Here is a 410-nt window from a genome sequence, read left to right as displayed (position 1 = left end):
GCGGCCCGGCGGATCAGCGTCCGCCCCTCCGGGCCGCCGGTCAGCCCGACCACGATCCGCTCGCGGGACCCCCAGATCTTCGACACCCGGTGATCGCTGCGGTACTGCTGCAGGTACTCGTCGACCCGGTCGGCCACCCAGAGCAGCGCCAGCTCGCGCAGGGCGGTGAGGTTGCCGGGGCGGAAGTAGTTCGACAGGGCGGCGTCGACCTTGTCCGGCTTGTAGATGTTGCCGTGGGCCATACGGCGCCGCAGCGCCTGTGGCGACATGTCGACCAGTTCGATCTGGTCGGCGCGGCGCACCACCTCGTCCGGCACCGTCTCCTGCTGCCGTACGCCCGTGATCGACTCGACGACGTCACCCAGCGACTCCAGGTGCTGGATGTTGACGGTCGATATGACATCGATCCC

Annotated in this window: 1 pseudogene; it reads right to left on the bottom strand. The window is 69.0% G+C overall.

What is annotated here, in order from left to right:
- A pseudogene (locus IF78_RS44720) lies at positions 1 to 410 on the bottom strand (histidine kinase); the annotation flags it as partial.

Origin of the sequence: Streptomyces bicolor (assembly GCF_000719285.1) — a bacterium.
Classification (GTDB): domain Bacteria; phylum Actinomycetota; class Actinomycetes; order Streptomycetales; family Streptomycetaceae; genus Streptomyces; species Streptomyces bicolor.
This window is presented reverse-complemented; position numbering and strand designations above follow the sequence as displayed.